At 34.2% G+C, this 1,179-nt stretch carries 1 protein-coding gene; it reads right to left on the bottom strand.

Annotated elements, in window-relative coordinates; all coding sequences use genetic code 11:
• The coding region (locus tag SAR02S_RS13115; protein WP_156961485.1) for an MBOAT family O-acyltransferase at positions 1-1,179 on the bottom strand (1,179 nt) is incomplete at both ends.

Here is a 1,179-nt window from a genome sequence, read left to right as displayed (position 1 = left end):
GGTAAGACGACCCCATGAAGACCAAGCATGCCTTTGAGGACTTTAACGGCATCACTCCACTCTTTTGCTCTAAAAAATATCCATGTAAGATTAATAAAATTAAAAGTGATAAACCATGCAAGATATTTATTCATGGTAAACCCTAAACTCTTCCAAGCTCGATGAATCATGAGTGCAAAGCCATGAAGGGTACCCCAAAAGATAAATGTCCAACCAGCCCCATGCCAAAGACCACCAATTAAGAATGTAGCAAATAAATTGATATAGGTTCTTCCTTCACTTCTTCTATTGCCACCAAGGGGAATATAGATATAATCTCGCAGAAAGCGAGAAAGTGTCATGTGCCATCTTCTCCAAAAGTCTTGAATATCTAGAGCTTTGTAGGGTGAATTAAAGTTAATAGGAAGTTTTATGTTAAAGAGAAATGAAGCGCCTATAGCCATATCGGTATAGCCACTAAAATCAAAGTAAAGCTGAAAGGTATACGAAAGACTTGTAGCCCATGCTTCAATGAGATTGAGTGTTGTTGCTGTATCAAATCCAGCAATTGCCCACAGGGCAAAAGTATCTGCTATGACTACTTTTTTAAAGAGTCCTATTGAAAAAAGAAAAAGTCCGAAAGCAATATTTTTATAATTCTTTGTTTTATTTCTAATATTCGCAAACTGAGGCATCATCTCAGCGTGATGAAGAATAGGGCCTGCTAAAAGATGAGGAAAGTAGGTCACAAATAGGGCATAGCGTATAAAGTTATATTCTTTTACTTTATCTTTATAACAATCAACCAAATAGGCAATTTGCGTAAAAGTAAAAAAACTAATACCTAACGGTAAAATGATATGAGGCAATGGTATATCTGCACCAAAGATACCATTAAAGTTATTCAAAAGAAAATCTGTATATTTAAAATAGCCTAGAAGGGTAACATTTGAGGTAATACCAAACACGAGAAGTGTTTTCTTCTTTACTGAATCTCTAATCTCAACAAAAGACTTCCCTATGACAAAGTTAAATAACATTGAAGATAAAATCAAAGGTAGATAGACTATATTCCACCAACTATAAAAAATCAAGGATGAAAAAACCAAAAAGGCAATACTTGCTGTGGTTAATCTTTTACTATTAAGATAGAAATAGACAAAAAAAGTTATTGGTAGAAAGACAAAGATGAAGGTGTAG

It is taken from the genome of Sulfurospirillum arsenophilum NBRC 109478, assembly GCF_000813345.1.
Taxonomy (GTDB): domain Bacteria; phylum Campylobacterota; class Campylobacteria; order Campylobacterales; family Sulfurospirillaceae; genus Sulfurospirillum; species Sulfurospirillum arsenophilum.
The sequence above is the reverse complement of the archived record's forward strand: the minus strand, read 5'-3'. Positions and strand labels throughout refer to the sequence as shown.